We start from the raw sequence: 22,046 nt of genomic DNA on the forward strand, positions 1-22,046 counted from the left end.
GCCGGGCCTCTGGCGTAAAATCACACCCCCGAGGCTCATGGGCGCGCAGCGCCCACCCCAGGTAGACCCCCATGAATGTTCCGATAGCGTTGGCTGCCTTGCAGACGCAGGCCGCCGAGCCTGTGCGTCTGCGCGAGATCCCCTATAACTACACCTCGTTCTCCGACCGGGAGATCGTGATCCGCCTGCTGGGGTCCCCGGCCTGGGAGGTCCTCGATCAACTGCGCAAGGAACGGCGCACCGGGCGATCCGCCCGCATGCTCTACGAGGTGCTGGGCGACATCTGGGTGGTGCAGCGCAACCCCTACCTGCAGGACGACCTGCTGGACAACCCCGGCCGGCGCAAGCAGCTGGTGGAGGCCCTGCAGCACCGCCTGGCCGAGATCGACAAGCGCCGCACCCCGGGAGACGACGCCGGGCGTGACCGCCTGGTGGGCGAGCTGGTCGAGGCTGCAGGCAAGGCCGTGGCCGCGTTCAACGCCACCTTCGTGCAGGCCACCGAGCTGCGCCGGCGCATCCAGCGCACGCTGGGGCGCCTGACGGCCAAGGACAACATCAAGTTCGACGGGCTCTCGCGCGTAAGCCACGTGACCGACGCCACCGACTGGCGCGTCGAATACCCGTTCGTGGTGCTGGTGCCCGACACCGAGGTCGAGATGGCCCTGCTGGTCAAGGGCTGCATCGAGCTCGGGTTGACCATCATCCCGCGCGGGGGCGGCACCGGCTACACCGGCGGCGCCATCCCACTGACCTGGAAGAGCGTGGTCATCAACACCGAGAAGCTCGAGGCCATGACCGAGGTGGAAATGCGCCGCCTGCCGGGCATGGACAGCGAGGTGGGCACCGTCTGGACGGAAGCCGGCGTGGTCACCCAGCGCGTGGCCGATGCGGCCGAGCGCGCGGGCTTTGTCTTCGCCGTGGACCCGACCAGCGCCGAGGCCTCGTGCATTGGCGGCAACATCGCTATGAACGCGGGCGGCAAGAAGGCCGTGCTCTGGGGTACGGCCCTGGACAACCTGGCCAGCTGGCGCATGGTGACGCCCGACGCCCAGTGGCTCGAAGTGACCCGCATGGACCACAACATGGGCAAGATCCATGACGTGGAGACCGCCACCTTCGAGCTGCAGTATTTCGAGGCCGACGGCAAGACGCCCGTGCGCACCGAGCGCCTGGCCATTCCGGGCAAGACCTTCCGCAAGGAAGGCCTGGGCAAGGACGTGACGGACAAGTTCCTCTCGGGCCTGCCCGGTATCCAGAAAGAGGGTTGCGACGGCTTGATCACCAGCGCGCGCTGGGTGGTGCACCGCATGCCCGAGCACACCCGTACCGTGTGCATGGAGTTCTTCGGCAATGCCAAGGACGCGGTGCCCAGCATCGTCGAGATCAAGGACTACATGTTCGCCGAGCAAAAGCGCTCCGGCGTTCTGCTGGCCGGCCTGGAACACCTGGACGACCGCTACCTCAAGGCCGTGGGCTACGCCACCAAGAGCAAGAAGGGCAACGGTGGCCTGCCCAAGATGGTGCTGATCGGTGACATTGCGGGCGACAATGCCGACGAAGTGGCGCGCGTGACCAGCGAGGTGGTGCGCATCGCCAATTCGCGCAACGGCGAAGGCTTCATCGCCATCAGCCCCGAGGCGCGCAAGAAGTTCTGGCTCGACCGCAAGCGCACGGCGGCCATCAGCCGCCACACCAACGCCTTCAAGATCAATGAAGACGTGGTGATTCCGCTGCCGCGCATGGCCGAGTACACCGATGGCATCGAGCGCATCAACATCGAGCTGTCGCTGCACAACAAGATCAAGCTATGCGATGCGTTCACCGACTTCTTCGAGCGCGGCAACCTGCCCCTCGGAAAGCAGGACGACGCCAACGAGATCCCCTCGGCCGAACTGCTCGAGGACCGCGTGGCCCAGGCCATCGCCCTGGTGGCCGAGGTGCGCACGCTGTGGGCCACCTGGCTGCAGAACGTGGACAGCCTGTTCCCCCAATTGCAGGACCACACCCTGCGCGCGAGCTGGAAGACCCAGTTGCGCGCCCCGCTCTCGGGCATCTTCGCGGGCGCGGCCTTCAAGCCCATCCTCGACGAGGCCACGGCCATCCACAAGCGCGTGCTCAAGGGCCGCGTCTGGGTGGCCCTGCACATGCATGCCGGTGACGGCAATGTGCACACCAACCTGCCGGTCAACAGCGACGACTACGAGATGCTGCAGACCGCGCACCGCGCGGTGGAGCGCATCATGGTGCTGGCGCGCAGCCTGGACGGCGTGATCTCCGGCGAGCATGGCATCGGCATCACCAAGCTCGAATTTTTGACCGACGAGGAGCTGCGCCCCTTCGCCGAATACAAGCAGCGCGTGGACCCCGAGGGCCGCTTCAACAAGGGCAAGCTGCTGCGCGATGCCGCGCCGGTGCTGGCCATGGACGCCACCTCCGGCGGCCAGGCGCGCGACCCGGCGCTGCTGCACGCCGACCTGACCAACGCCTACACGCCGAGCTTCGGCCTCATGGGGCACGAGTCGCTGATCATGCAGCAGAGCGACATCGGCGCCATCGCCGATTCCGTCAAGGACTGCCTGCGCTGCGGCAAGTGCAAGCCGGTGTGCGCCACGCACGTGCCGCGCGCCAACCTGCTGTACAGCCCGCGCAACAAGATCCTGGCGACCTCGCTGCTGGTGGAGGCCTTCCTCTACGAGGAGCAGACCCGCCGCGGCGTGAGCATCAAGCACTGGCAGGAGTTCGAGGACGTGGCCGACCACTGCACGGTGTGCCACAAGTGCGAGAGCCCCTGTCCGGTGAAGATCGACTTCGGCGACGTCACCATGAACATGCGCAACCTGCTGCGCAAGATGGGCAAGAAGACCTTCCGCCCCGGCAACGCGCTGGCGATGACCATGCTCAACGCCACCAACCCCGAGACCATCAAGTTCATGCGTTCGGCCATGGTCGGCGTGGGCTTCAAGGCGCAGCGCATGGCCGTGGACCTGCTGCGCAAGGTGGGCCGCAAGCAGACCGCCAAGCCGCCTGCCACCGTGGGCACCGCCCCGGTCAAGGAGCAGGTGATCCACTTCATCAACAAGAAGCTGCCCGGCGGCCTGCCCAAGCGCACCGCGCGTGCGCTGCTGGACATCGAGGACAAGGACTACGTTCCCATCATCCGCAACCCGAAGGCCACCACGGCCGAGGCCGAGGCGGTGTTCTACTTCCCCGGTTGCGGGTCGGAGCGCCTGTTCAGCCAGGTGGGCCTGGCCACGCAGGCCATGCTCTGGCATGCGGGCGTGCAGACCGTGCTGCCCCCGGGCTACCTGTGCTGCGGCTACCCGCAGCGCGGCAGCGGCCAGTTCGACAAGGCCGAGAAGATGATCACCGACAACCGGGTGCTCTTCCACCGCGTGGCCAACACGCTGAACTACCTCGACATCAAGACCGTGGTGGTCAGCTGCGGCACCTGCTACGACCAGTTGCAGGGCTACGAGTTCGACAAGATCTTCCCGGGCAGCCGCATCATCGACATCCACGAGTACCTGCTGGAAAAGGGCATCACCCTGCAGGGCAAGGGCGCCTACCTGTACCACGAGCCCTGCCACAACCCCATGAAGCAGCAGGACGCCCTGAAGACCGTGAAGGCGCTGGTGGGCGAGCAGGTGCTCAAGAGCGAGCGCTGCTGCGGCGAATCGGGCACGCTGGGCGTGACGCGCCCCGACATCTCCACCCAGGTGCGCTTTCGCAAGGAAGAAGAGATCAAGAAGGGCGAGGCCACCCTGCGTGCCAGCGGCGCCGTGGGCGAGAAGGACAACGTGAAGATCCTCACCAGCTGCCCGAGCTGCCTGCAGGGCCTGAACCGCTACCAGGACGACCTGAACAACGGCCTGCTCGAAGCCGACTACATCGTGGTCGAGATGGCACGCGAGATTCTGGGCGAGAACTGGATGCCCGAGTACGTGGAGCGCGCGAACCAGGGCGGTATCGAGCGGGTTCTGGTATGAGCCAAGGGGTTTGCCCATTGTGCGCCGCCGATGGCGGAACGCCGGTATGGCGCGGCACGCGCGTGCGTGTGATCCGCGCGGACGAAGCGGGCTTTCCGGCCTTCTACCGCGTGGTGTGGAATGCCCATGTGGCCGAGTTCTCCGATCTGCCGGCCGCCGACCGCGTGCACTGCATGGAGGCCGTCACGGCCGTGGAGCAGGCGCTGCGCCAGCACCTGGCGCCCACCAAGGTCAACCTGGCGGCGCTGGGCAACATGGTGCCGCACCTGCACTGGCACGTGATCGCCCGCTTCGCCTGGGACAGCCATTTCCCCGCGCCGGTGTGGGCGGCGGCCCAGCGGCCCGGCCCAGCGGACCAGGAAGCCGCGCTGCGTGCGCGCCTTCCGGCGACCGAGGCCGCCATGGTGGCCGAGCTGCAGGCACTGCAGTAACCGCGCAGCCCAGCGGGTTGCACGCTGTACGGCCTGCGGGTGGGACAATGCAGGCCGGCCTGGCGGTCGTCGCCAAGGCAGTTTCTCACAGGTGTATATCCATGGCAGGTTTGAAAGCGGGTTCGCCCACTCCCCAGGCGCTCACGGTGCATGGCAAGTCGCGGGTGCTCGAAGTGGTGTTCTCGGACGGCGCGGCATTCCGCATTCCCTTCGAGCTGATGCGTGTGTACTCGCCTTCCGCCGAGGTGAAGGGCCACGGGCCCGGCCAGGAGGTGCTGCAGACCGGCAAGCGCGACGTGGCCCTCGAAGGCCTGGAGCCCATCGGCAACTACGCCGTCAAACCCACCTTCTCGGACGGACATGACACCGGCATCTTCACCTGGGAATACCTGTACGAGCTGGGCCAGCAGGAGGCCGCGCTGTGGGCACAGTACGAAAGCCGGCTGGCCGATGCCGGGGTGGACCGCGATGCGCCCATGGCACCCAAGGGCCACGACCACGGCGGCGGCGCCTGCGGCAGCCATTGATACCCGCCCAACTCCGTATGGGCCGGGCCGTCGCGGCCGCTGTGGCCCGCGCGCACCACTATGGCGACCAGTGCATCGGCTGCCTCTGCTCTTTTTACAATAGCTAACCCGGCATGCATGGACAGGTGTTGGCTGTCTTTTGATGCTGGGTATTGAAAAACCCCTGCGGCAGATGCCCCGTTTCAGTGCGGGGTTGTCGCTGTACCTTGGGCGCCCACGCGCCTAGCATGAATCCCATGAGCACCACCCACTTCGGTTTCCAGTCCGTCGACGAGCAGGAAAAAGCGCGCCACGTGCGCGGTGTGTTCGATTCCGTCGCCTCCAAGTACGACGTCATGAACGACCTCATGTCGGCGGGCCTGCACCGCGCCTGGAAGGCCTACACCGTGATGGTGGCCAACCTGCGCGAGGGCAGCCAGGTGCTGGACATTGCGGGCGGCACGGGCGACCTGGCCCTGGCGTTTTCGAAGAAGGTCGGCACCACCGGCCGCGTGGTGCACACCGACATCAATGAGGCTATGCTGCGCACCGGGCGCGACCGCCTGATCGACGCGGGCGTGGTGCTGCCCACCCTGGTGTGCGATGCCGAGAAGCTGCCGTTTCCCGATGCCCACTTCGACGTGGTGAGCGTGGCGTTTGGTTTGCGCAACATGACGCACAAGGATCTTGCGCTCAAGGAAATGTGCCGCGTGCTCAAGCCCGGCGGCAAGCTGCTGGTGCTCGAATTCTCCAAGGTGGCCAAGCCGCTCACCAAAGCCTACGACTGGTACTCCTTCAAGGTGCTGCCGCAACTGGGCAAGCTGGTGGCCGGCGATGACTCCAGCTACCGCTACCTGGCTGAATCGATCCGCATGCATCCGGGCCAGGAAGAGCTCAAAAGCCTCATGCAGCAAACTGGCTTTGGGCATGTGGACTATCACAACATGACTGGCGGCATAGTGGCCTTGCATGTTGGAATCAAGTGCTGAGCAGCAAAGTTCAGCCGTATACAAGATGGAGATGACATGATGAAACTGTGGTCTGTGGTTCTGGTGGCAATGCTGGCGTTCGCGCATGCGGATGCCGACGCCCGCCGCCTGGGTGGCGGCAACTCCGTGGGCAAGCAATCGAGCAATGTGACGCAGCGCGAATCTGCGGCACCTGGCGGCCCCGCGCAAAACGCCAACAACGCGGCCAAGCCGGCCGCGCCCGCTGCCGCGCCTGCCGCTGCAGCCCCCAAGAAGCCCTGGGGTGCCATGCTCGGCGGCCTGGCTGCGGGCCTGGGCCTGGCCTGGCTGGCCAGTTCGCTGGGACTGGGTGCAGGCTTCGGCAACATCCTGATGATCCTGCTGCTGGCCGTCGCTGCCTTCGCCATCTTCAAGATGGTCATGCGCATGCGCAACGGCGGTGGCAACCAGGGCACGTCGGCCGGTGGTTCGCCCTTCGCCTTCCAGGGTGCCGGTGCAGCCACGCCGGCTGCGGCCCAGGTGCCTGCGCAGTACAGCCCCAACAACGTCGGCAACGATGCATCGGCCCGCCCCTGGGAGCGCAACAGCATGGCCTTTGATGCAGCACGCACCCAAGCCGGCGCCACCGGCGCAGGCACGGTGATCGGCTCCGGCCTGACCGGCGCTGCAGCAGGTGCGGCCGGTGCGGCCCTGTCGGGTTCGCAGAACTGGGGTGTGCCCGAGGGCTTCGACACACCCGGTTTCCTGGCTGCAGCCAAGCGCAATTTCGTGACCTTGCAGGCCGCGTGGGACCGCTCGGATATCACCACCTTGCGCTCCATGATGACCGACAGCATGGTCGAGGAGATCCGCTCGCAGCTGGCCGAGCGCGAGACGCACCGCGGTGCCGAGCCCAACCACACCGACGTGGTGATGATCGACGCGCAACTGCTGGGCATCGAGGAACTGGACGATGGCTACATGGCCAGCGTGGAGTTCTCGGGCATGATCCGCGAAGAGCCCTCGGCAGGCCCGAGCCCCTTCCGCGAAGTGTGGAACATGACCAAGTCCCGCAGTGGTGCCAGCGGCTGGCTCGTGGCCGGCGTGCAGGCCCTGCAGTGATCACGGCTTTGTAAATCACCCCGGATCGGTCCAAAACCCATGTTTTGGGCCGAGTTCAGGGAATAATCGGGGACTATGGCAACACAGTCCCCTTTTTCGTTCCTGGATGGCCTCTTTGAACGGCTGGCCGCCGGCCCACAACCGCCGCAATGGCTCGTGCACGAGGTGCAGCAGCGGCTGGTGCTGTTCCTGAACCATGTGCTCATGCAGGAGAAGGAAGCCATGGACCGCCTGGTGCGTCAGCGCGGGCGCGTGGCACGCGTGCAGTGGCGCGCGTTCTCCATGGCGCTGGTGATCACGCCGGCCGGCCTCCTGAACCTGGCCGCCGAAGGCGCCACGCCCGACCTGCAGCTCGAAGTGACCGAGACCTCGCCCCTGGCGCTGGCCCAGGTGGCGCTGCGTGGCGACAAGCCCGCCATCCGCATCGAGGGCGACGTGCAGCTGGCCGCCGAGATCAACTGGCTGGTGGACAACGTGCGCTGGGACCTGGAGGAGGACCTCTCGCGCGTGGTGGGTGATGCGCCCGCGCACACCATCAGCGAAGTGGCCCGCAAGGCTGCGCAGGCGCTGCGCCAGTTCGTGGGCTCGCGCGTGCCGCCAGCCGATGGCAGCTCCACCGCCGCGTACCCGGCGCCTGCGGCCCCCGTGCCCCCAGCCCCAGCAGGCAGCAGCACCAGCCCTGGCGCTGACCGGACCGGTCCATGAAGCGTTTTCTCCGGGGTGTGGCCATCCTCTGGGTGGTGTTCCGCTATGGGCTGGACGGGCTGGTGCTCGACAGCTTCCAGAAGCCGTGGCTGCGCCTGGTGTCCCGCATCGTCTCCATCGGGCGCAACCTGGATGCCCCCCGAGGCCAGCGCCTGCGCGAGGCGCTGGAGCGCCTGGGCCCCATCTTCGTCAAGTTCGGCCAGGTGCTCTCCACCCGCCGCGACCTGCTGCCAGCGGATATCGCCGACGAGCTGGCACTGCTGCAGGACCGCGTGCCGCCGTTCCATTCCGACATCGCCATCGCCACCATCGAGCGCGCCTTCCGCCGGCCTGTGGACGAGGTCTTCACCTTTTTCGACCGCACACCGGTGGCCAGTGCCTCCATCGCCCAGGTGCACTTCGCCACGCTGCGCGACCGCCACGGCATCGAACGCGAAGTGGCCGTGAAGGTGCTGCGCCCGGGCATGCTGCCGGTGATCGAAAAAGACCTGGCGCTGATGCGCATGATGGCCGGCTGGGTGGAAAGCCTCTCGGCCGATGGCAAGCGCCTGAAGCCCCGCGAGGTGGTCGCCGAGTTCGACAATTACCTGCACGACGAGCTGGACCTGGTGCGCGAAGCGGCCAATGCGGCGCAGCTGCGGCGCAACATGTCCGGCTTGGACCTGGTGCTGATCCCCGAGATCTTCTGGGACTTCTGCCACGCCGAGGTGATGGTGATGCAGCGCATGAACGGCGTGCCCATCAACCAGATCGAGCGGCTGCGCGATGCGGGTGTGGACATCCCCAAACTGGCGCGCGACGGCGTCACCATTTTCTTCACCCAGGTGTTTCGCGACGGCTTCTTCCACGCCGACATGCACCCGGGCAACATCCAGGTGAGCCTGGATGCGGCCACCTTCGGGCGCTACATCTCGCTGGACTTCGGCATCGTGGGCACGCTCACCGAGTTCGACAAGGAGTACCTGGCGCAGAACTTCACCGCCTTCTTCCGGCGCGACTACAAGCGCGTGGCCGAGCTGCACATCGAAAGCGGCTGGGTGCCGCCGGACACGCGGGTGAACGACCTCGAATCGGCGATCCGCACCGTCTGCGAGCCCTACTTCGACCGGCCGCTCAAGGAGATTTCACTGGGCATGGTGCTGATGCGCCTGTTCCAGACCTCGCGGCGCTTTCACGTCGAGATCCAGCCGCAGCTGGTGCTGCTGCAAAAGACGCTGCTCAACATCGAGGGCCTGGGCCGCCAGCTCGACCCGGAACTGGACCTGTGGAGCACCGCCAAGCCCTTTCTTGAAAAATGGATGCTCGACCAGATGGGGCCGCAGCGCCTGTGGCGCGAAATCCAGGCCGAGGGGCCGCACTTTGCCAAAATGCTGCCCGAGCTGCCGCGCCTGCTGCACGACTACCTGCGCCACAAGCCCCAGGACCATCGGCGTGAACTGCTGGAGCTGATGGCGGAGCAAAAGCGCACCAACCGCCTGCTGCACGCCATCATCTACACGGGCGCGGGCTTCGTGCTGGGCCTGCTGGCCCTGGTGCTGGTACAGCAGTTGCAAGTGTTTTTCCGCTTCCGGATTTTTTAGGTTCCACTTCCCCACCCCTTCGCGACATCGAGGAGCATGCCGTGCTGTTGACCCTGGTCATTGCCTATCTGTTGATCACCATTGCCATCGGCCTCGTGGCGGCCCGGCGCGTGAAGAACGCGGCGGATTTCGCCATTGCCGGGCGGCACCTGCCGCTGTACATGATCATCACCACCACGTTCGCCACGTGGTTCGGCTCGGAAACAGTGCTGGGAATTCCGGCCAAGTTCATCGAGGGGGGGCTCGGGAACGTGGTCGAAGACCCCTTCGGCGCGGGCTTCTGCCTGATCCTGGTGGGACTGTTCTTCGCGGGCAAGCTCTACCGCATGACGCTGCTGACCATCAGCGACTACTACCGCGAGCGCTATGGCCGCACAGTGGAAGTCGTCTGTTCGCTGATCATCATGCTCAGCTACCTGGGCTGGGTGTCGGCGCAGGTCACTGCGCTGGGGCTGGTGTTCAACCTGCTCTCGGGCGGGGCCATCAGCATCCCCATGGGCATGGTCATCGGCGTGGTGTCCATCCTGGCCTACACGTTGTTCGGCGGCATGTGGTCTGTGGCGGTCACCGACTTCATCCAGATGATCATCCTGGTGGTCGGGCTGGCCATCATTGCCGTGTTTGCGGGCAACATGGCTGGCGGGGCCGACAAGGTGATCGAGTTTGCGTCCAACCGCGAGCTGTTCCGCTTTCTGCCCGAACCCAAGTTCCACGACGTGGTGTTCTTCATCGCGGCGGGCATCACCATGATGTTCGGCTCCATCCCGCAGCAGGACGTGTTCCAGCGCGTGATGTCGGCCAACAACGTCAAAGCCGCCACGCGCGGCCCGATCATCGGCGGCATCTGCTACATCCTGTTCGCCTTCGTGCCCATGTTCCTGGTGGCCAGCGCCCTGATCATCATGCCCGGCGAGACGGCCGCGCTGCTCAAGGACGACCCGCAGAAGGTGCTGCCCACGCTGGTGATGGCCAAGATGCCCTTCTTCATGCAGGTGCTGTTCTTCGGCGCGCTGCTCTCGGCGCTCAAGTCCACGGCCTCGGCCACCCTGCTGGCGCCCAGTGTCACCTTCACCGAGAACATCTGGCGCCAGTTCCGCCCCACGATGACGGACAAGGAACACCTGCGCACCATGCGCATCACCACCCTGGTGTTCAGCGGCTGCGTGCTGGCCTATGCGATCCGCATGCAGGGCACGTCCATCTACGAGCTGGTCTCGGGTGCCTACCAGGTGCCGCTGGTGGGTGCCTTCGTGCCGCTGGTGGCGGGCCTGTACTGGAAGCGCGCCACCACGCAGGGCGCCATCCTGGCCATCGTGCTTGGACTGGGCATCTGGCTGCTGCTGCTCAATACCCCCTGGGGTGAAGTGTTCCCGGCCCAACTCGCCGGCCTGCTGGCCGCCGTCGTGGGCATGCTGCTCGGTTCGCTGCTTCCGCAACTGCTGGCCAACCGCCACGCCGGGCACCACCGCGTGGTGGGCGTGGAGTAAGCCGGCGCAGGCGCGCCAAAGCCCCTGCAGACCCCGCATGCACGGGGAGAAGTGGGGCGCGCCGGCCTGCACGCCTATAATTGAAGGTTTTGCACTTTGCCTTCAACGACACGCCCGACATGCCTATCTACGCCTACAAATGCAGTTCCTGTGGCCATGCCAAGGACGTGCTGCAAAAACTCTCCGACGCACCACTCTCGGTGTGCCCGGCGTGCGGCGCCGAGGCGTTCTCCAAGCAGGTCACCGCTGCGGGCTTCCAGCTCAAGGGTTCGGGCTGGTACGTGACGGATTTTCGCGGTGGAAACACAGCCGGCGCGCCTGCTGCGGCACCCGCTGCCGATGCCAAGGGCGGCGATGCCCCCGCAGCGGCGCCAGCGGCCGCCAGCACGGACACCGCCCCCAAGAAGGAATCCACCCCTCCTGCCAGCGCTCCTAGCGCCAGCACGGGCTCCACCCCCAAAACCTGAGTCTCAGCGGATGCCTTCCTTGCGCAAATGGTTGTTCACCGGTCTGCTGGTCATCGTGCCCGGCGTCATCACCGCGTGGGTGCTGCACTGGATCGTCAGCACACTGGACCAGACCCTGCAGATCCTGCCGGAGAACTGGCACCCGGACAAGGTGCTGGGTGTGCACGTGCCAGGCTTCGGCGTGGTGCTGACCCTGGTGATCCTGCTGGTGGTGGGCGCTGTGGCCAGCAATTTTGCGGGCCGCAAGCTGGTGCAGTGGGGCGATGCCCTGGTGCACCGCATCCCGGTGGTGCGCTCGATCTACTCCAGTGTTAAACAGGTCTCCGACACGCTGTTCGCCGAGAATGGCAACGCGTTTCGCAAGGCGGTGCTGGTGCAGTGGCCGCGTGAAGGCGTCTGGACGGTGGCCTTCGTCACTGGTGCGCCCAATGGCGAGATCGCAGCCTACCTGCGCGATGAATTCGTGAGCGTCTACGTGCCCACCACCCCGAACCCCACGGGTGGCTATTTCGTGATGCTGCGCAAGAGCGACTGCGTCGAGCTCGACATGAGCGTGGACTCGGCGCTCAAGTACATTGTTTCGATGGGCGTGGTGGCCCCGGTCGATCCGACCATCCAGCTGCCTCCCAAGTAACCCTTTCTCTCTCAATGCGCCCGAGGGGCGCCGGAAGTTCTGCCATGGCCATGCGTTCCCACTATTGCGGTCTTGTGACCGAAGCCCTGTTGGGCCAAACCGTCACCCTGTCTGGCTGGGTGAACCGCCGCCGTGACCACGGTGGGGTGATCTTCATCGACCTGCGCGACCGCGAAGGCTATGTGCAGGTGGTGTGCGACCCCGACCGCGCCGAGATGTTCAAGATCGCCGAAGACTTGCGCAACGAGTTCTGCGTGCAGGTCAAGGGCGTGGTGCGGGCCCGTCCTGGCGGCACCACCAACGACAAGCTCAAGACCGGCCAGATCGAAGTGCTGTGCCACGAATTGAACGTGCTCAACCCCTCGGTCACGCCTCCGTTCCAGATCGACGAGGAAAACCTGAGTGAAACCACGCGCCTCACGCACCGCGTGCTGGACCTGCGCCGTCCCTACATGCAGAACAACCTGATGCTGCGCTACCGGGTGACCATGGAAGTGCGCAAATTCCTCGACGCCAACGGCTTCGTGGACATCGAGACCCCCATGCTCACCAAGAGCACGCCCGAAGGCGCGCGCGACTACCTGGTGCCAAGCCGCGTGCACGACGGCCACTTCTTTGCGCTGCCCCAGTCGCCCCAGCTGTTCAAGCAGCTGTTGATGGTGGCCGGCTTCGACCGCTACTACCAGATCACCAAGTGCTTTCGCGACGAAGACCTGCGTGCCGACCGCCAGCCCGAGTTCACCCAGATCGATATCGAAACCTCGTTCATGGAAGAGCAGGACATCCGCGACATGTTCCAGGGCATGATCAAGACGGTGTTCCAGAACACGCTGGGCGTGGACCTGGGCGAGTTCCCGGTCATGACCTACCAGGACGCGGCCTTCCGCTACGGCTCGGACAAGCCCGACCTGCGCGTGAAGCTCGAATTCACCGACCTGACCGACGCCATGAAGGACGTGGACTTCAAGGTCTTCTCCGGCGCGGCCAACATAAAGGGCGGCCGCGTGGTCGCCCTGCGCGTGCCCGGTGGTGCCAGGGAAGGCACGGGCCTGTCGCGCGGCGAGATCGACGCCTACACCGAGTTCGTCAAGATCTACGGTGCCAAGGGCCTGGCCTGGGTCAAGGTCAACGACCTGTCCAAGGGCCGTGACGGCCTGCAAAGCCCCATCGTCAAGAACATCCACGATGCCGCGATTGCAGAAGTCCTCAAGCGCACGGGCGCGCAGGACGGCGACCTGATCTTCTTCGGTGCCGACAAGGAAAAGATCGTCAACGACGCCATCGGCGCCCTGCGCATCAAGGTCGGCCACAGCGAGTTCGGCAAGAAGAACGGCCTGTTCGAAGACCGCTGGGCCCCGCTGTGGGTGGTGGACTTCCCGATGTTCGAGTTCGACGAGGACAACCAGCGCTGGAACTCGGTGCACCACCCCTTCACCAGCCCCAAGGATGGCCATGAGGACTGGATGGTCACGGCCCCCGAGAAGTGCATCTCCAAGGGCTACGACATGGTGCTCAACGGCTGGGAAATGGGTGGCGGCTCGGTCCGTATCCACCGCGCCGACGTGCAGCAGAAGGTGTTCGACGCCCTGAAGATCTCGCCCGAGGAAGCCCAGGAGAAGTTCGGCTTCCTGCTGGACGCGCTGCAGTACGGCGCGCCCCCGCACGGCGGCCTGGCTTTCGGACTGGACCGCATCGTGACGCTGATGACCGGTGCCGAGTCGATCCGCGACGTGATCGCCTTCCCCAAGACCCAGCGCGCCCAGTGCCTGCTCACGCAGGCCCCGTCGCCGGTGGACGAAAAGCAGCTGCGCGAGCTGCACATCCGCCTGCGCAACGTGGACGCCGTCAAGGCGGCCTGAGCCGGGTCCACCCCGTCACTCCCATGACTGGGTATTTCTGACAAGAAGCGGTAGCGGCCATTGGCCGGTGCCGCTTTTTTCATGGCCCATGCCCACCGTGTTCTCCCCCTTTCGAATCGAGTCGAGGTTCACCATGCGCTCTTCCGTGAAAGCCCCCCTGGCCCTGGTGCTCGTGGCCCTGCTGCTGGCCGGCTGCGGTGAAAAGAAGACCGAACTGGGCCAGGGCGGCTCTGTGGTCTCCGGCTCCGCCGGGCCTGCGGGCGCCAAGGACGCGGCCAAGGAACTCACGCAGTGCACCCAGCCCGTGGCCACGCTGGCCCTGGCCGAAAATCCCAACGGCTACACCGTCTCCAGCAGCTACCAGCTGCCGGCATCGCCCGTGCCGCTGATCCGCCTGATCGCCCAGCAAAGCGGCTGCTTTCGCATCGTCGACCGGGCGGCCGGCCTGCGCGGCACGGTGCAGGAGCAGGAGCTCAAGGACGCAGGCATCCTGCGCAAGAACTCCACCGTGGCCAAGGGCAAGGGCTACGAGGCGCAGTACACGCTGACGCCGAGCCTGACCTTCAGCGAGCAGGACGCGGGCCGCAGCATCGCTGGCGTGATCGCCATGATCCCCGTGCTGCGCGACATCGCGGGCCTGGTGGGTCTGGCCGAGCAGGTCAAGTTCAAGGAGGCGCAGACCGCGCTCCTGCTCACCGACAACGAGACCACCGAGCAGGTGGCAGCAGCCACCGGCGCCGCGCGCACCACTGACCTGGGCGCGGCGGGCCTGCTCTGGGGGCGAATGGGCGGGGCCGGCGGCGCCGGCTGGAGCAACACCAACGAGGGCAAGGTCATCGCCGCCGCCTTCCTTGATGCGCACAACAAGCTCGTGACCCAGGTACAGCAGCTGCAGGCCAAGGAACTGCCGCCACCCGTGGCGACCAGGGCCAAGCCCTGACCTCGGGCCCATGGGCCTGTTGACGATCTATCCGGGCCCTGGATAGGTCGTCTTGGCGTGCCCCGAAGCACTAAGTCTCGCCGCATGCTGCGGCGTACCTGCCGTCAGCCTTGCGCCAAGCTGGGCAATATATTTGCAAAAGGCATGCAATATGCTAGTTGGAGGGCAGCAGGCCCCGCCGCACAATGCAGCGTCACCGGGCCCATCGCGCAAAGGACTTTTCCCGTGCAATCCTCCCCGAATTCCTCCGAACAATGGCTGCGCTACATGCCTTCCGCCCAGCACCAGCGCCAGGAGCTGCGCCTGGTCGAAAGCGCCTGGGACCAGCTCTCGCTGCTGTCCTCGCTGTCGCTGCTGTCGTCCAAGGCCTCATCGGGCGGTGACCTGGCTCAGGCGCGCAGGGACTTCGCGGCCCTCTCCAGCGACCTGATGCAGGGCCTGGTCAGCGAGGCCCTGAAAAACCGCACCGAAGACCTGGCCGCCCGCGCCCAGGTGTGCATCGACGTGCTGGTGCGCAACCTGTTCGAGCGCACGGCCGACATCGGCTTTTTTGCCACCGACGTGGGGGTGGCCGAGTACCTCGCCGACCCGGACCCGTCCCTGCGCCCGCTGATCGAGGCGCGCCTGGCCGAGTACGCCAGCAAGTACACGGTCTACGGCAACATCTTGCTTTTCGACACCGACCTGCAGCCCTGTGCCAGCCTGCGTGCCGTGAGCCCGGTGGGCGGGCTCGACCAGGTGGATGCCGACGCCGCATTCCTGCGTTCGGTGCTGCAAAGCGATGCGGGCTATGTCGAGCACCATGCCGTGCATGGCTTTTGCGGCACCGGTGCCGAAACCCTGGTCTATGCCCGGCGTGTGCACTCGGGCGGGCGCATCGTGGGCTTGCTGTGCCTGGAATTCAAGCTGGCCGATGAGATGCCGGCCATCTTCGACTCGGTGCAGCTCGAGGACGCACAAGGCACCCTGCAAGGCAGTGATGTGGTGCTGGCCCTGGTCGATGCCTCGGGGCGTGTGCTCGTGTCGGGCGACCCGCTGCAGCTGCCGGCCGGCTGGCTATTGCCCCAGGCGGGCAGCTCTGGGGTGCATGCGGTGCGCCATGCCAGCCGGCGCTACCTGATGGCCGTGCGCGATACCCAGGGCTTCCAGGACTACCAGGGGCCGGGCTGGCGCGGCGTGGCGCTGCTGCCTCTCGACATCGCTTTCGACGAGGCCTCGCACGACGAGCGCAGTGCGCTGGCCAACGAGCTGTCGGGCCAGGCACAGCTGCTGTCGCAGGAACTGCGCGAGATTCCTCAGCGCTCGGCCGCCATCCAGTCGGCGCTGGAGCGCTCGGTCTGGAATGGGCTGCTGGAGCTCAACCAGATCGGCGATGGGGGTGATGGCGGTGGTGGTGGCCGGGATGCGGCGGCCCCGCGCGAGCTATTGTTTGCCAAGACCCTGCTGTCCGAGATCGGTGCCACCGCGCGCAAGACCGCTCAGGCCTTTGCCAGTGCCCTGCAAGACCTCTACAGCGTGGTGCTGCGCTCCCTGCTGCGCGACGCCCAGGGCCGCGCCGCACTGGCCATGCAGATCCTGGACCGCAACCTCTACGAGCGGGCCAACGACTGCCGCTGGTGGGCGCTCACGCCGCAGTTCGCCCGCACCCTCGCCGCAGGCACCCAGGGCTGCAGCCAGGCCACGGCGGTGCTTGCGGAGATCAATAGCCTGTACACGGTGTATGCCTGCCTGGTGCTGTTCGGCACCGATGGCCGGGTCGTCGCCGTCTCGCAACCGGGGCAGGGCCACCAGGTGGGCACCCGGCTGGACGAGGACTGGGCACAGCGCTGCCTGCGCTTGCAGGGCAGCCAGGCCTACACCGTGAGCCGCTACGAGGCCAGCCGCTTCTACGCCGAGGGTCCCACCTTCGTGTATGCCGCAGCTGTGCGGGCCGACGTCGGCGACGGGATGGGGCGCAGTGCGGGTGGACCGGTGCTCGGCGGCATCGCCATCGTCTGGGATGCTGCCAACCAGCTCCAGTCCATCCTGGATGACTGCGCCGTGGGCACGGGCGCGCGCGACACGCTGGCCTTCGTCGATGCGCAGGACCGCCTGGTGCGCGCCAGCGGTGACGCTGCGGTCCTGCAGGCACCCGAGGCCATCGCCACCAGCCGCCAGGGGGGACGCACGGCTGCGCTCGGCGGCCATCTGTACGGCATGGGCCAGGCGCGCGGGCAGGGCTACCGCGAGTTCCGCACCAGCGATGGCTACGAGCATGGCCTCGGCTGCCTGGTGCTGCGCCACCTGTGCGAGCGCCGCCTGGCAACCCCTCCCGCGCCCATGGTCGATGCGCATGCGGGCGCTGCACGGGTGGAGGCCGGCCACCGCGTGCAGATGGCGACCTTCCTGATCGGCTCCCACTGGCTGGGGGTCGAGGCGGTCCAGGTCGTCACGGCCGCCCCCGACGTGGCGGTGCTCCATGGCGGGGGATCGCGCCTTCCTTTCCTGGGGCTCGCGCAGATCGGCGAGCGCGTCTACTCCGTGGTGGACCTGCGCAGCGTGGTGGCAGCGGGGCCGGGCGATGCGCCCGTGTTGCGCGCGGCCGACCCCAACCGCCAGATGGTGCTGGTGCGTGTGCCGCTGGAGGGGGGCAGCACGCGCGAGTTCGTCCTGCGCGTCGATGCACTGGGCGCCATGCTTGACCTGGACCGGCGGGAGCTGCGCCCCGTGGGCATGGCTGGCGGGCCTGCGGGCACTGCGTTGATCGATGCCGTGATCCCGGTCCCCACCGCTGGCGGCAAACAGGCCCCTGGCTTGCTGTGCCGCATCTCCCCGCAGTGGCTGCTGCAGTGCGCCCTGGGCGCGCTGGCCGAAGGCCCTGCGCACGACGTCGACGCGCTCGTGGCTGCGGCATGAGTGGCCAGGAGGTCGGGGCGCGACCTTTCAAGCTGCCGCAGTCGGTGCTGGTCGTGGTGCACACGCCAGCCCTCGACATCCTGCTCATTCGGCGTGCAGACGGGGGCGAGCACTGGCAGTCCGTCACCGGCAGCAAGGACCGCGAGGACGAACCCTGGGAAGCCACCGCCGCGCGCGAGGTGCAGGAGGAAACCGGCATCGACGTGCAGGCCAGCGGCTGCGTGCTGAGCGACTGGCTGCTGGAGAACGTCTACGACATCTGGCCCCAGTGGCGCCACCGCTATGCGCCAGGCGTGGTGCTCAACCGCGAGCGCGTCTTCGGCCTGTGCGTGCCTGCAGGCACGCCCGTGGTGCTGAGCCCGCGCGAGCATGTGGCCTACCAGTGGCTGCCCTGGCGCGATGCGGCGGACCGCTGCTTTTCTGCCAGCAACGCCGAGGCCTGCCTGCTGCTCCCCCGCTTCAGCGGCGCTGGGGCAGCACCTTGACCAGGTGCTCCGCAAAGCCCTCGGCCGCCGGGGACGTGGCGCGCTGCGTGGGGTTGTACAGGCACACGTAGCGCATGGCTTCGGGCGCCAGGATGCGCCGGCGCACCAGCCCGAGCGGCTTGGCCAATGCGCCCACGTAGTCGGGCGCCAGCGTGGCGGCCACGTCGGCGGCGGCCAGGCCCAGGGCGGTGGAGATGTTGTCCACGATCTCCACCGGCGTCACGCGCTGTTCGCTGGGCAGGCCGGTGTGCATCTGCGCCACGCTGCGCTCGTGGTCGCGGCCGGCGGCCACCAGCGGGTGGGCGTGCAGCTGCTGCCAGGTCACGCTGCGCTGGCGCGCCAGCGGGTGCGTAGGGGCGCACCACAGCACCCAGGGGCTCTGAAACAGCTGCGTGCGCGCCACGTCGTCGCCGCAGGCCCGGTCCGGGCCCAGGGCCAGGTCGGCATCGCCGCTGGCGACTGCATCCACCAGTTTTTCTACCGGCACGTCGCGGATGTGGATGCGCACCTTGGGGCGCTCCTGCAGGTAGGCCTTGATGGCCTGGGGCAGGATCACGCTGGCCACGACCAGGGGCGCCGCAATGCGCACGATGCCCGCCGCGCGGTTGCGCACGTCGCTGGCGGCCGATTGCGCCATGCGCAGGTGCTTGAGCACCGACTCGGCCGAGCCCAGGAACTCGCGCCCGGCGCTGGTGATGGCCACGCGGCGCGTGCTGCGCTCGAAGAGCTTGAAGCCGAGCGCATCCTCCAGCTCGCCCACAAGCTGGCTCACGGCCGAGGGCGTGAGCGCCAGCCGGTCCGCCGTGGCCGTGAAGCTGCGCATCTCGGCCACGGTGACAAAGGCTTCGAGCTGGCGCGGCGTGAAGTGGGGCAGGGAGATGGCCATGGCCATTCATTAGACCATCTTCACAATCCATAAGAAAGCATTGATTGTGGTCCGCAAGGTCGCTGCAGATACTTCGCGGCAAGGCGCAGAACGCGCCAGCAACGAGACAAGCAACACCCGATGATCGCCATCCCCACCGCAAGCACCCTGGCCTCCCTGCGCGCCGCCTATGCCGGCCGCCTGTGGACCGAGCCTGCGGACACCGCACCGTTCCTGACCGACTGGCGCGGCAAGTGGAGTGGCCCGGCCCTGGCCGTCGCACAGCCGGCGGACACGGCCGAGGTGGCGCAACTGCTCGCCTGGTGCCATGCGCACGGCGTGCCTGTGGTGCCGCAGGGCGGCAACACCGGCCTCTCGGGCGGATCGGTGCCGCAGGCGGAGGGCACGCGCCTGCCGCTGCTGCTGTCGCTCACCCGCATGAACCGTGTGCGCCAGATCGACCCGCTGAACAACACCCTGGTGGTGGAGGCCGGCGCCACGCTGCAGCAGGTGCAGGACGCAGCGCGCGAGGCTGGGCGCCTGTTTCCGCTGAGCCTGGCCGCCGAGGGCTCGTGCACCATTGGCGGCAACCTGGCCACCAATGCCGGCGGCGTGCAGGTGCTGCGCTACGGCAATGCGCGCGAGCTGTGCCTGGGGCTCGAAGTCGTGACACCCGAGGGCGAGGTCTGGAACGGCCTGCGCACCCTGCGCAAGGACAACACCGGCTACGACCTGCGCGACCTGTACATCGGCTCCGAGGGCACGCTGGGCGTTATCACCGCCGCCGTGCTCAAGCTCTTCCCGCTGCCTGCGGCCCAGGTGGTGGCGCTGGCGGCCGTGCCCTCGCCGGGCGACGCCATGCAACTGCTGGCGCTGGCCCAGCAGCGCCTGGGCGCATCGCTCACCGCGTTCGAACTGCTGTCGGATACCTGCATGGCGCTGGTGCTGCACCATGTGCCGGGCAGCCGGCGCCCGCTGGCCGAGGCATCGCCCTGGTACGTGCTGCTGGAGATTTCTGTCACCGGAGCCGAGGCGGGTGCCCAGGCCCACGCGGCGCAGGCCATGGAAGATCTGCTGGAGGTAGCGATGGAGCAGGGTTTCGTGCTGGACGCGGCCCTGTCCACCACGCTTGCGCAGTTCGAGGCCCTGTGGGCGCTGCGCGAGAACATCTCGGAGGCGCAGGGCGCCGAGGGCCCGACCATCAAGCACGACATCGCGCTGCCCATCGCGCGCGTGCCCGAGTTCATCGCCGGCACCGATGCCCTGGTGGGCGCTGCCTTTCCACAGGTGCGCCAGGTCACCTTCGGCCACCTGGGCGATGGCAATCTGCATTACAACGCATCGCCCGCCGCAGCCGGCCCGCTGGATGCCGCCGCCAAGGCCGCCTTCCTGGCGCTCGAAGGCCCGCTGAACCAGCTCGTGCACGACGCCGTCCACGCCCTGGGTGGCTCCATCAGCGCCGAGCACGGCCTGGGCGTGCTGCGGCGTGATGAATCGGCGCGCTACAAGGCGCCGCTGGAGCTGCGCCTGATGCAGCGCATCAAGGCTGCGTTGGACCCCGCCGGCCTGATGAACCCGGCCAAGCTGCTGCCCGAAACCCCTGTGGCCCATCGCCCCTGATGGCCTTGTCATCCCCCTGGAGAAACGCCCTGTGAGCACCGACACGCTGAACGTCGCCGGCATCGCCGTATCGCCCCACCACTACATCGACGGCCAGCGCGTGGCGTCGGACCTGCGCTTTGACCTGCACTCGCCCATCGACCAGGCGCTGCTGGGCCGCATCAGCGAGGGTTCGCCTGCGCATGTGGATGCCGCCGTCACTGCCGCAGCGCGCGCCTTCCCGGCGTGGAGTGCGCTCACGGCCGCCGACCGCAAGCTCTACCTCGACCGCTTCGCGGCCGAGATCGGCCAGCGCGCCGAGGCCTTCTGCACGCTCGAATCCAACGACGCGGGCGTGCTGCTCTCGCGCATGAAGCACGGCGTGGTGCCGCGCGCCATGCTCAACATCACCTGGTTCGCCGAGCATGCGCTGACCCTGCAGGACCGGCCCATAGAGACCGAGCAGGCCACCCACCTCGTGCGCCACGACCCGGCCGGCGTGGTGGCCATCATCACGCCGTGGAACGCGCCGTTGATGCTGGCCACCTGGAAGCTCGGCCCGGCGCTGGCTGCCGGCAACTGCGTGATCGTCAAGCCGCCCGAATGGGCGCCGCTCACCAGCAGCCTGCTGGCCGACTGCGCCCATGCGGCCGGCCTGCCTCCCGGGGTGTTCAACATCGTGCAGGGCGCGGGCGCCAGCACCGGCGCGCGCCTGGTCAGCGACCCGCGCCTGGCGCGTGTCTCGTTCACCGGCTCGGTGCCCACGGCCAAGGCGATCGCGCAGTCGGCCGGCGCCAACCTCGTGCCCTGCAGCCTGGAGCTCGGAGGCAAGTCGGCCTTCATCGTGCTGGAAGATGCCGACATCGACAACGCCGCCGCGACCGGCGCGCTGATGTACCGCAACGCCGGCCAGGTGTGCCTGGCGGGCACACGCTTTCTGGTGCATCGCAAGGTGCACGACGCCTTCGTGGCCGCCCTGCGCGGCTATGTCGAGAAGCTCACCGTGGGCGACCCGCGCGAGGCGGCCACCGAGGTCGGCCCCATCATCCACCCGCGCCAGGTCGAGCGTGTGCACGGCTTCGTGCAGCGTGCCGTGGCCGATGGCGCCACGCTGCTCTGGGGCGGTGCGCAGCACCCTTTCGGCGCGCAGTATTACCAGCCCACCCTGCTCACCGATCTGCGCCAGGACAGCGAGATCGTGCAGAACGAGGTCTTCGGCCCGGTGCTCACCCTGCAGGCCTTCGACAGTGACGAGGAGGCCATTTCCCTGGCCAACGGCACCGACTACGGGCTGGGCGGCGTCTGCTACGGCGAAACGCAGCACGCCAGTGCCGTGGCGCAGCAGGTGCGCACCGGCTTCATCTGGGTCAACAGCTTCGGCATCCGCGACCTGGCCGCACCGTTCGGCGGCATCAAGCGCAGCGGCGTGGGCCGCGAAGGCGGGGACTGGAGCTTCGAGTTCTTCTGCGACGTCAAGGATGTCGTCATTCCGAAAAAGCCTTTCCGCGCCAGCTTCAGCCACCGTTGAGCATTACCTA

17 protein-coding genes are annotated in these 22,046 nt (G+C 67.3%); 16 read left to right on the top strand and 1 reads right to left on the bottom strand.

Going from position 1 to position 22,046, the window contains the following annotated elements; all coding sequences use genetic code 11:
- The first annotated feature begins 71 nt into the window (after positions 1-71).
- The 14 genes from QYL93_RS01435 to nudB all read left to right on the top strand — a co-directional run bounded on the left by QYL93_RS01435 (position 72) and on the right by nudB (position 18,044).
- Entirely contained in the window at positions 72-3,986 is a 3,915-nt protein-coding gene (locus tag QYL93_RS01435) for an FAD/FMN-binding oxidoreductase (protein WP_305741980.1), read from the top strand.
- Complete coding sequence (locus QYL93_RS01440; protein WP_305741981.1) at positions 3,983-4,417, top strand: HIT family protein; 435 nt, start codon at positions 3,983-3,985, stop codon at positions 4,415-4,417. Before QYL93_RS01435 ends, QYL93_RS01440 begins: the two co-directional genes overlap by 4 nt.
- Positions 4,418-4,518: 101 nt before the next feature.
- The gene (locus QYL93_RS01445) at positions 4,519-4,944 is read left to right on the top strand and encodes a DUF971 domain-containing protein (protein ID WP_305741982.1); all 426 of its coding nucleotides are present in this window, start codon (positions 4,519-4,521) and stop codon (positions 4,942-4,944) included.
- Positions 4,945-5,180: 236 nt separating this feature from the next.
- Positions 5,181-5,912 (top strand): bifunctional demethylmenaquinone methyltransferase/2-methoxy-6-polyprenyl-1,4-benzoquinol methylase UbiE, encoded by a 732-nt coding sequence (ubiE, locus tag QYL93_RS01450; protein WP_305741983.1) that lies wholly within the window; start codon positions 5,181-5,183, stop codon positions 5,910-5,912.
- Between the two features lie 36 nt (positions 5,913-5,948).
- A complete protein-coding gene (locus QYL93_RS01455) occupies positions 5,949-6,992 on the top strand; it encodes a Tim44 domain-containing protein (RefSeq protein WP_305741984.1) in 1,044 nt (347 codons plus the stop codon).
- A 75-nt stretch (positions 6,993-7,067) separates the two neighbouring features.
- Positions 7,068-7,697 carry an SCP2 domain-containing protein gene (locus tag QYL93_RS01460; RefSeq protein WP_305741985.1) on the top strand — a complete coding sequence of 210 codons (630 nt, stop codon included), beginning with the start codon at positions 7,068-7,070 and terminating at the stop codon, positions 7,695-7,697.
- Positions 7,694-9,277 carry a ubiquinone biosynthesis regulatory protein kinase UbiB gene (ubiB, locus tag QYL93_RS01465; RefSeq protein WP_305741986.1) on the top strand — a complete coding sequence of 528 codons (1,584 nt, stop codon included), beginning with the start codon at positions 7,694-7,696 and terminating at the stop codon, positions 9,275-9,277. The genes QYL93_RS01460 and ubiB overlap by 4 nt, the downstream gene beginning before the upstream one ends.
- 41 nt (positions 9,278-9,318) lie before the next feature.
- Positions 9,319-10,764, top strand: a complete 1,446-nt coding sequence (locus QYL93_RS01470) for a sodium:solute symporter family protein (protein ID WP_305741987.1) — start codon at positions 9,319-9,321, stop codon at positions 10,762-10,764.
- A 119-nt stretch (positions 10,765-10,883) separates the two neighbouring features.
- Positions 10,884-11,231 (top strand): FmdB family zinc ribbon protein, encoded by a 348-nt coding sequence (locus QYL93_RS01475; RefSeq protein ID WP_057205226.1) that lies wholly within the window; start codon positions 10,884-10,886, stop codon positions 11,229-11,231.
- Positions 11,232-11,241: 10 nt separating this feature from the next.
- Positions 11,242-11,865, top strand: coding sequence for a DUF502 domain-containing protein (locus tag QYL93_RS01480; protein ID WP_057204902.1), 624 nt, complete (start codon positions 11,242-11,244; stop codon positions 11,863-11,865).
- A gap of 44 nt (positions 11,866-11,909) precedes the next feature.
- Positions 11,910-13,724 carry an aspartate--tRNA ligase gene (gene aspS, locus QYL93_RS01485; RefSeq protein WP_305741988.1) on the top strand — a complete coding sequence of 605 codons (1,815 nt, stop codon included), beginning with the start codon at positions 11,910-11,912 and terminating at the stop codon, positions 13,722-13,724.
- A gap of 133 nt (positions 13,725-13,857) precedes the next feature.
- Positions 13,858-14,664: a CsgG/HfaB family protein gene (locus tag QYL93_RS01490; protein WP_305741989.1), complete on the top strand. Its 807-nt coding sequence runs from the start codon at positions 13,858-13,860 to the stop codon at positions 14,662-14,664.
- 225 nt (positions 14,665-14,889) lie between these two features.
- On the top strand, positions 14,890-17,559 hold the full coding sequence (locus QYL93_RS01495) for a chemotaxis protein CheW (RefSeq protein WP_305741990.1): 2,670 nt from the start codon (positions 14,890-14,892) through the stop codon (positions 17,557-17,559).
- The gene (gene nudB / locus QYL93_RS01500; protein WP_305741991.1) at positions 17,556-18,044 is read left to right on the top strand and encodes a dihydroneopterin triphosphate diphosphatase; all 489 of its coding nucleotides are present in this window, start codon (positions 17,556-17,558) and stop codon (positions 18,042-18,044) included. The genes QYL93_RS01495 and nudB overlap by 4 nt, the downstream gene beginning before the upstream one ends.
- Here nudB and QYL93_RS01505 read toward each other — a convergent pair.
- A complete protein-coding gene (locus QYL93_RS01505) occupies positions 18,019-18,924 on the bottom strand; it encodes a LysR family transcriptional regulator (protein WP_305742298.1) in 906 nt (301 codons plus the stop codon). The genes nudB and QYL93_RS01505 overlap by 26 nt on opposite strands.
- A gap of 126 nt (positions 18,925-19,050) precedes the next feature.
- Between QYL93_RS01505 and QYL93_RS01510 the strand changes: the two genes are divergently transcribed.
- Both QYL93_RS01510 and QYL93_RS01515 read left to right on the top strand, forming a co-directional pair.
- A complete protein-coding gene (locus QYL93_RS01510; RefSeq protein WP_305741992.1) occupies positions 19,051-20,529 on the top strand; it encodes an FAD-binding oxidoreductase in 1,479 nt (492 codons plus the stop codon).
- Positions 20,530-20,560: 31 nt separating this feature from the next.
- Positions 20,561-22,036: an aldehyde dehydrogenase family protein gene (locus tag QYL93_RS01515; protein WP_305741993.1), complete on the top strand. Its 1,476-nt coding sequence runs from the start codon at positions 20,561-20,563 to the stop codon at positions 22,034-22,036.
- The last annotated feature ends 10 nt before the right edge of the window (positions 22,037-22,046 follow it).

This window comes from Acidovorax sp. A1169, from assembly GCF_030704685.1.
GTDB lineage: Bacteria > Pseudomonadota > Gammaproteobacteria > Burkholderiales > Burkholderiaceae_C > Acidovorax.

Bases quoted from the DNA above. Each gene is read 5' to 3' on its own strand.
- QYL93_RS01490 (WP_305741989.1), top strand. From the start codon at position 13,858: ATGCGCTCTTCCGTGAAAGCCCCCCTGGCCCTGGTGCTCGTGGCCCTG.
- ubiE (WP_305741983.1), top strand. From the start codon at position 5,181: ATGAGCACCACCCACTTCGGTTTCCAGTCCGTCGACGAGCAGGAAAAA.
- QYL93_RS01455 (WP_305741984.1), top strand. From the start codon at position 5,949: ATGATGAAACTGTGGTCTGTGGTTCTGGTGGCAATGCTGGCGTTCGCG.
- QYL93_RS01510 (WP_305741992.1), top strand. From the start codon at position 19,051: ATGATCGCCATCCCCACCGCAAGCACCCTGGCCTCCCTGCGCGCCGCC.
- QYL93_RS01440 (WP_305741981.1), top strand. From the start codon at position 3,983: ATGAGCCAAGGGGTTTGCCCATTGTGCGCCGCCGATGGCGGAACGCCG.
- QYL93_RS01480 (WP_057204902.1), top strand. From the start codon at position 11,242: ATGCCTTCCTTGCGCAAATGGTTGTTCACCGGTCTGCTGGTCATCGTG.
- aspS (WP_305741988.1), top strand. From the start codon at position 11,910: ATGGCCATGCGTTCCCACTATTGCGGTCTTGTGACCGAAGCCCTGTTG.
- QYL93_RS01445 (WP_305741982.1), top strand. From the start codon at position 4,519: ATGGCAGGTTTGAAAGCGGGTTCGCCCACTCCCCAGGCGCTCACGGTG.
- QYL93_RS01435 (WP_305741980.1), top strand. From the start codon at position 72: ATGAATGTTCCGATAGCGTTGGCTGCCTTGCAGACGCAGGCCGCCGAG.
- nudB (WP_305741991.1), top strand. From the start codon at position 17,556: ATGAGTGGCCAGGAGGTCGGGGCGCGACCTTTCAAGCTGCCGCAGTCG.
- QYL93_RS01475 (WP_057205226.1), top strand. From the start codon at position 10,884: ATGCCTATCTACGCCTACAAATGCAGTTCCTGTGGCCATGCCAAGGAC.
- QYL93_RS01460 (WP_305741985.1), top strand. From the start codon at position 7,068: ATGGCAACACAGTCCCCTTTTTCGTTCCTGGATGGCCTCTTTGAACGG.
- ubiB (WP_305741986.1), top strand. From the start codon at position 7,694: ATGAAGCGTTTTCTCCGGGGTGTGGCCATCCTCTGGGTGGTGTTCCGC.